Below are 7,706 nucleotides of genomic sequence, written 5' to 3' on the forward strand. Positions count from 1 at the left end.
TTAACCAGACTTCTATAGTGAGAACCACACATGAGCGCCAAGAAAACTTCAGTTGAACGCGATGTGACTATCAATAAAAGCGAATTTAAAGCGGCTGTCATTAAGCACCTGCACTGTACGTTAGGTACAGATGAAAACAAAGCAAATAACCATGCATGGTGGAAGGCGACCTGTTCAGCAATGCAAGAGCATGTACTGGAAGGGATCCGTAAAACTCAGAAAACGCATTATTTAAATGACACCCGCGCGGTGCATTATTTCTCGGCCGAATTTTTAATGGGCCGTTTGCTATCCAACAATCTGCAAAACTTTGGGTTGTTTGATGTGGCTAATGATGCCTTGAATGAATTGGGCGTTAATTTAAGCGATGTGCTCGAAGAAGAGCCGGATATGGCGCTGGGTAACGGTGGCCTTGGCCGTCTGGCTGCATGCTTTATTGATTCACTGGCAACCATGGAATTACCGGCAATTGGCTACGGGATCCACTACGAGCACGGTTTGTTCCGTCAGGAAATTCAGGGCGGCGCGCAAATTGAACGTCCGGACAGCTGGCGTGATTACGGCAACCCATGGGAAATCTGTCGTCCTGAATCCATCCAGGAAGTCTCGTTATTTGGATATGTCGAAACCAAATACGGTGAGAATGGCCGCATTCAAAAAGAATGGCATCCGGGCCATATTGTGAAAGGGATCCCGTGGGATATTCCGGTGGTGGGTTACGGCGGTAAAACCGTTAACGTGTTGAGGTTATGGCAAAGTAAAGCGTCAGGGTATTTTAACTGGGACGTATTTAATTCTGGTGGTTATCTGGATGCGCAGGCCGAAAACGTGCAGGCAGAAACCATTTCCAAAGTGTTATATCCCAATGACGAAACTGAAGCAGGTAAAGAACTGCGCTTAATTCAGCAGTATTTCTTTTGCGCCTGTTCATTAAAGGACATCATCCGTCGTTACAAGCGTGCCCATGGTGATGACTGGAGCCGCTTTATCGATCAGGTGGTAATTCAGTTAAACGACACGCATCCGGCGATTGCTATCCCGGAATTAATGCGGATCCTGGTTGACCGTGCCGAACTTGACTGGGATAAAGCGTGGAACATTTGTACTAACGTGTTTGCTTACACCAACCACACTTTATTACCAGAAGCGTTGGAAAGATGGCCGGCGCGTATGCTGGAAAAAATTCTGCCGCGTCACCTGGAAATCATCTACGAAATCAACCATCGCTTTATGAAAGAAGTCGATAAGAAGTGGCCGGGCGACAACGCAGTTAAGGCTCGCTTGTCGATTATTGAAGAAGGCAACGAGAAAATGGTTCGTATGGGTCATCTGTCGGTGATTGGTTCCTTTGCGGTGAATGGTGTGGCGGAGCTGCATTCGCGACTGGTGAAGCAAAATCTGTTTCCGGAATTTGACGCCTTGTGGCCGGGTAAGCTGACTAACGTAACTAACGGGATTACCCCGCGTCGCTGGTTAAAAGCCTGTAATCCATCGTTGTCAAAACTCATCGATAAAAAAATTGGTGACGACTGGCCGCTGGATCTTAACAAGCTGGCCGGACTGGAAAAATTCGCCACAAATAAGACCTTCCAAAAGCAGTTTATGCAGGTTAAACAGCAAAACAAACAGTTGCTGGCGGAAGAGATCAAAGCCTCTTTAGATATCGATGTCGACGTTAACGCGATTTTTGATGTTCAAATTAAGCGGTTACACGAGTATAAGCGTCAGCATCTGGCGCTGCTGCATATCATGGCGCTGTATCGTCGTTTACTGGAGAACCCGGATTATGACATGCATCCGCGTGTGTTTATTTTTGGTGCCAAAGCGGCCCCCGGCTATAAGCTGGCAAAAGATATTATTCTTGCCATCAATAAAGTAGCCGACAAGATCAACAACGATGCGCGGGTAAATCAAAAGCTAAAAGTGGCCTTCTTACCTAACTATCGTGTGTCACTGGCCGAAAAAATGATCCCGGCCGCCGATGTGTCTGAGCAAATCAGTACCGCAGGTAAAGAAGCTTCTGGTACTGGCAACATGAAACTGGCGCTTAACGGCGCAGTAACTATTGGTACGCTGGACGGCGCAAATATCGAAATTGCCGAAGAAGTCGGTGACGATAACATTTTCATTTTTGGTTTAACGGTAGATGAAGTTAATGAGCTGAAAGCGTCCGGCTACAAACCTTATGACTACTACTACAAAAATCCGGAAATTAAAGCAGTGCTGGATTGGCTGGAAACGGATTATTTTACGCCGGGCAAACCGGGTGCACTGTCTTCTATTAAACAGAGCCTGTTGGACCATGGCGATCAGTATCTGGTTCTGGCTGACTATGAAGCTTATTCCAAGGCGCAGGAAGAGGTTGATAAAGCCTACCGGGATAAAGAGCGCTGGGCGAAGATGGCGATTATCAACACGGCAAAAATGGGTAAATTTACCTCAGACCGTTCTATCCGCGATTATGTTGAGCGTATTTGGAAACTGGATTCGTGCCCGGTAAGAAAGGGCTAATTGCCAATAAGTTTAAAAAACAAAAGTCTAGCCCCGTTGTACGGGGCTTTTTTATGTTTTACCATTGCCAGCAATAAAGAATACTGAAGTACTTTGCCAGATACCTAATGCAACTTGCAGGCGGCAAATTTCAATGTTCATATAACTATAAGCGACTGTGCCCAACCTGTTTTTAAGGCCCTGATACTGCATGCCTAATCCACATTTTTCGTTAGCAACGATCCCTAATCGCTATGCTTTTATCGATAAAATTGCTCATTGTGGAAAAAAATATAAACAACTGTCTCTGATGCTGATTGATGTAGTGCGTTTCTCTGACGTTACTACCAGTTTTGGCATTGAGGTAGGCGATCAGTTCTTACTTAAAATTGCCAACCGACTGCAGGGTTTGTTTAATCAGCAAATGGAGTTTGGCCGTATAAGCGGTGATGTGTTTGGTCTGGTATTCCCCGGTGTGCATTCGCCCCGGGCTTTGCAACAGCAGTTTGAATTTATTGTCGAACATTTTAAATCACCCATGTACCACGATGGTCATGCGTTTATCGCCGATTTTAACGTGGGTGCGGTAACCCAGTTTCAGGGGGACTTTGATTTAACGGTGTTTGTTTCCCGGGCAGAAGCGGCGTTAAAACAAGCAAAGCAAAATAAATACGAAAACTTCTACGTGATGAGCGTGCAGGGCAAAGCCGATACCGGACGCAGTCTGGCGCTCAAGGCGGATTTGCAACGGGCACTGGCCCGTGACGAGTTGGAATTGTATTTTCAGCCCAAGGTTAACCTGCAAACGCTGGAAATCGTTGGCGCTGAATGTTTGCTGCGCTGGAATCATCCGCTGGACGGGCTGCTGTTTCCCGGACCGCTGATTGAGGCGGCGGAATCGTACAATATGATGAATGAGTTGGGTTACTGGACACTGGATTCTGCGCTCAGAAGTCTGGTGGATTTTGCCCTTAAGGGCGTGGATATTTCTGTCTCTGTGAATATCTCCCCGACACAGCTTTACGACACCCGACTGGTCGAAAATCTACAAGCCTTTAGCCGTAAACATAATGTGTCATTGTCCCGTCTGGAGCTTGAACTAACCGAAGACACCGCTGTATCCAATTCGTTAATGGTGCATGAGCAGATGGCAAAGTTGCGCGCCCTGGGTGTTAAGATTGCCGTTGATGACTTTGGTAAGGGCTACTCTAATTTAGCTTTTATAAGGGATCTTGCTCTGGATGCCCTTAAGATAGACAAAACCTTCGTGATGCAATTAAGTAATAACCCGGTTAATCAGGCGATTATTGAGGCGGCCAAAGTTATTGGCAAGGCTAAAGCCTGTGAAGTCATCGCCGAAGGGGTGGAAACCATCGGGCAGCTGCACGTTTTACGCGAAATCGGTATTGTTACAGCGCAGGGTTTCTTGTTCTCAAAGGCAATCCCACAACATGAATTTATCCGTCTTGCCCACAGCGACATCATCGTGGGGAATTCGCCATCAAGACAACAGGGCGATATTGCCGGTTAGCAGTGAAACGTCAGGTTGACAGTGCCGCCGGGAGAATATGTTGACTGGCTGTTATCCCTGGCGCTATCGCGTTACACTTGTTGTAAGGTAACTATCGGATTAATAACAGCTAAGTTATGGACCCTCTCGATCTGGCGAACGGCCAGTTTTTGCATCTTTCTCGTTTTCAGCCCGAACGCCTGACCAGCCCAAAACAGTGGGTATTAGCTAATGGCACTGCCATAGAACTGATTGCACCCGGCATCATAATGGCCGGGCCTGCTCAACCGGGCACCAAGCACATTGTTTTATCCTGTGGTATTCATGGTAACGAAACCGCACCGATAGAAATGTGTTCAGATATTCTTGATACGATTTTAACGGGCGAACTGGCCCTAAAACACCGGGTCCTGTTTATCTTTGGTAATTTGCCGGCAATGAACATTGCCCGGCGATTTGTAGAAGAAAATATGAACCGGCTGTTCAGCGGTGCGCACAAGCAGGGCTCTAACGCGGAATGTGAGCGTGCCCGGCAGCTGGAAAATGTCGTGACGGCGTTCTTTGCTGACGCCAGGGAACAGGACGAAAAACTCCATTACGACCTGCATACTGCCATTCGCGATTCAAAAAACGAAAAGTTTGTGGTTATGCCGTATCTGGAGGATGGTCGCGAGCACAGCGCTAAGCAATTTGGTTTTTTAGCGGCCTGTGGGGTAAATACGTTTTTACTCTCGTCAGCGCCTACCACTACCTTTAGCTATTTTTCTTCGGCCAGCTGTAAGGCGCGGGGATTTACCGTTGAGCTGGGTAAAGTGCAGCCGTTCGGTCAGAACGACATGTCACGCTTTGAACAGGCCAGAACTGCGCTGGTGGCATTACTCAGCGAGGTCGATTTTGCGCCCCGGGTTAATTTAGACAGCTTGTTGATATATCGGGTTAATCAGGTCATTAATCGACAGCATGAAGACTTTGTGCTGCATTTTGCTGATGATACGCCTAACTTTACCGATTTCAGGCAAGGCCAGTTACTCGCCTCTGAGCCGGGCGCGGAATATCATGCTGAGTTTGATGGTGAAGCCATTGTTTTCCCGAATGCCCGGGTTGCCCTCGGCCAACGGGCACTATTAACCGTTATTCCGACTACGGTGGAGAAATTGGATGTTTGAATTAGATCCGGTGTTATGCGCTGATACCCTGGAAGTTGGCGATTTGCCGCTGTGCCGTGTACTGTTGATGAACGACAGTCAGTATCCCTGGCTGATCCTGGTGCCGCGTCGTCCCCAACTGGTGGAACTGGCCGAGCTTAATGACGCCGATTATCAGCAGTTTTATCACGAAAGTCGCCTGGTGGCGGTCACCATGATGGAAATATTTAACGGCCATAAAATGAATATCGCTGCGCTGGGCAATGTGGTGGCGCAACTGCATGTTCATCACGTGGTCCGGTTTCATGATGATCCGGCCTGGCCCGCACCGGTGTGGGGCAAGTTACCGGCACAACCATACGACCACACGGCCGCCAAAAAGCTTATAGCAACATTACAACACGCATTGTTTAAGGACTAACTATGATAATGACCACCACGCCGTCTATTGAGGGCAAAACGATTAAGCACTATCACGGTATTGTGATTGGTGAGGCCATTATGGGCGCAAACCTGTTTAAGGACTTATTTGCCTCTATTCGGGATATCGTAGGTGGTCGTTCAGGCTCGTACGAAGATGAACTGACTAAAGCCCGCCAGATTGCCTTTCGCGAGCTGGAGCAGGAAGCGTTGGGCATGGGCGCTAATGCGGTAGTGGGGATCGATCTGGATTACGAAGTACTGGGCGATAAAAACAGTATGCTGATGGTGAGTATCAGTGGCACTGCAGTAACCGTTGAATGACGGTTACTCACCGGAAAATGTTGTGGGAAAGTAAAAAACTCTCGTACTCAAATGACAACCATCGCAGAAACGTCACGTAGTTCGAATAATATAGTGTCTTATTGAAATCGTCGCCTCATGGTCAAAAGCGGACATCACCGAGATACTTGGTAAAGGACTGCTTCGTACGTAAACCGGACCTTGGAGCTACGCATTTTCAACCCTATTGAACAGTAGATTTACGTGAAAATCATCGACACACTGTGATGCCAATTCATAGCAAGGACGCCATTGCTAGCAACTCACATTCATACCTATAAACGACATCGTCCAGAACAAACGTTACTGTATCAATTGGTCAAACACCATTACCCAAAATTTCTCGAGTAGCTTTCACGTCAGGGGAAATCGCTGCCTCGGCATGTAGAACAAGAGTTTGAAGAATTTCTTAAGTGTGGCCGTCTAGAACATGGATTTTTGCGCGTAGTATGTGACGACTGCAAACATGAGAAGCATGTGGCATTCAGTTGCAAACGCAGAGGTTTTTGTCCAAGCTGCGGTGCAAGACAGCATGGCTGAAAGTGCCAAATTGTTGGTTGATGACGTTTTAGATGGTCACCCAATTAGGCAGTGGGTCTTAAGTTTACCCATCCAGCTTGGATTATTGCTAGCCAGGTACCCCAAACATTTAAGCAAAATCATGCAAATCATCCATCGCGCGATTTCCACTGACATCATCCATCGGTCAGGCTACTTGAAAAAGCAAGCCAAGACGGGGGCAGTAACATACATCCAGCGTTTTGGAAGCGCGCTGAACTTGAATATACACTTTCATATGCTCTTCCTCGAAGGTGTCATTACACAGACGCAAGGTCAAGCTCAATTCAAGCGCGTCAAAGCCCCTAGCCATAGCGATATGGAGCGGGTAGTCAACACCATCAGTCATCGAATTGCACAGTATCTGGAAAAAACAGGACTGATCCAACGTGACATGGATAACGCCTATTTGGACTTACCCATTGATGATGAAGACAACTTACTGCAACTTCAAGCAGCATCGGTCAACTACCGGATCGCGGTAGGCAAAGAGACAGGTAAAAGAGTATTTACTTTGCAAACCTTACCTGCAAAAGACGAAGATAACTATGGCCATTTAGCTCAAATAGGCGGTTTTAGCTTGCACGCAGGGGTGTTTGCTGACAGCCACGAATCTGAGAAACTGGAAAGGCTATGTCGGTACATCGCACGACCTGCTATCAGTGAACAACGATTGAGCCTAACTGATTCCGGTAAGGTGAAGTATGAACTCAAGACACCTTACAGAAACGGTACTACCCATGTTTTCTTTTCCCCACTTGATTTCATCGGCAAACTTGCTGCATTAGTGCCACCACCCAGACTTAATCTTACCCGATTTTATGGCGTATTTGCTCCCAATGCTAAGGTGCGTGCCGAGGTAACGGCTTCACAACGTGGAAAGAACAGCCCGCGCTTAGCAGAACATCTGAAAGATTCAGATAAGCCATACCATGCGCGTGCAATGTCATGGGTTCAAAGGTTAAAAAGGGTGTTCAATATCGATATCACCCAGTGCGAAGTGTGTGAAAAGCGCAACGTAAAAATCATTGCCTGCATTACGGATCCGGCTGTTACCCATAAGATATTGGCGTACATTGACAAGCAGATTTTGCTAGGTGCAAAAAAAGAAACTCTTATGCCGCCACTTCGAGCTCCACCGGACGTTGCCCCATTAAGCGACTATATCATTCAACGCGACTTTGACTTTGGTGCTTAATACTCAAAGCCATCCTGATACCGACAATCCTTATATTTTGCCA

General features: G+C 47.1%; 5 protein-coding genes and 1 pseudogene. All 6 read left to right on the plus strand.

Going from position 1 to position 7,706, the window contains the following annotated elements; all coding sequences use genetic code 11:
• The first annotated feature begins 30 nt into the window (after window positions 1–30).
• The 6 genes and pseudogenes from BFC17_RS02815 (at window position 31) to BFC17_RS02840 (ending at window position 7,663) form a co-directional block, all read left to right on the plus strand.
• Complete coding sequence (locus tag BFC17_RS02815) at window positions 31–2,511, plus strand: glycogen/starch/alpha-glucan phosphorylase (RefSeq protein WP_070174931.1); 2,481 nt, start codon at window positions 31–33, stop codon at window positions 2,509–2,511.
• A 190-nt stretch (window positions 2,512–2,701) separates the two neighbouring features.
• Window positions 2,702–4,021, plus strand: coding sequence for a putative bifunctional diguanylate cyclase/phosphodiesterase (locus BFC17_RS02820; protein WP_070174932.1), 1,320 nt, complete (start codon window positions 2,702–2,704; stop codon window positions 4,019–4,021).
• A gap of 116 nt (window positions 4,022–4,137) precedes the next feature.
• Window positions 4,138–5,166, plus strand: coding sequence for a succinylglutamate desuccinylase (gene astE / locus BFC17_RS02825; RefSeq protein WP_070174933.1), 1,029 nt, complete (start codon window positions 4,138–4,140; stop codon window positions 5,164–5,166).
• The gene (locus tag BFC17_RS02830) at window positions 5,159–5,566 is read left to right on the plus strand and encodes an HIT domain-containing protein (protein WP_070174934.1); all 408 of its coding nucleotides are present in this window, start codon (window positions 5,159–5,161) and stop codon (window positions 5,564–5,566) included. Before astE ends, BFC17_RS02830 begins: the two co-directional genes overlap by 8 nt.
• A 2-nt stretch (window positions 5,567–5,568) precedes the next feature.
• Window positions 5,569–5,889 carry a heavy metal-binding domain-containing protein gene (locus BFC17_RS02835; RefSeq protein WP_070174935.1) on the plus strand — a complete coding sequence of 107 codons (321 nt, stop codon included), beginning with the start codon at window positions 5,569–5,571 and terminating at the stop codon, window positions 5,887–5,889.
• A gap of 255 nt (window positions 5,890–6,144) precedes the next feature.
• A pseudogene (locus BFC17_RS02840) lies at window positions 6,145–7,663 on the plus strand (transposase).
• Window positions 7,664–7,706 lie beyond the last annotated feature (43 nt).

Origin of the sequence: Marisediminitalea lipolytica (genome assembly GCF_001758465.1) — a bacterium.
GTDB lineage: Bacteria > Pseudomonadota > Gammaproteobacteria > Enterobacterales > Alteromonadaceae > Alteromonas > Alteromonas lipolytica.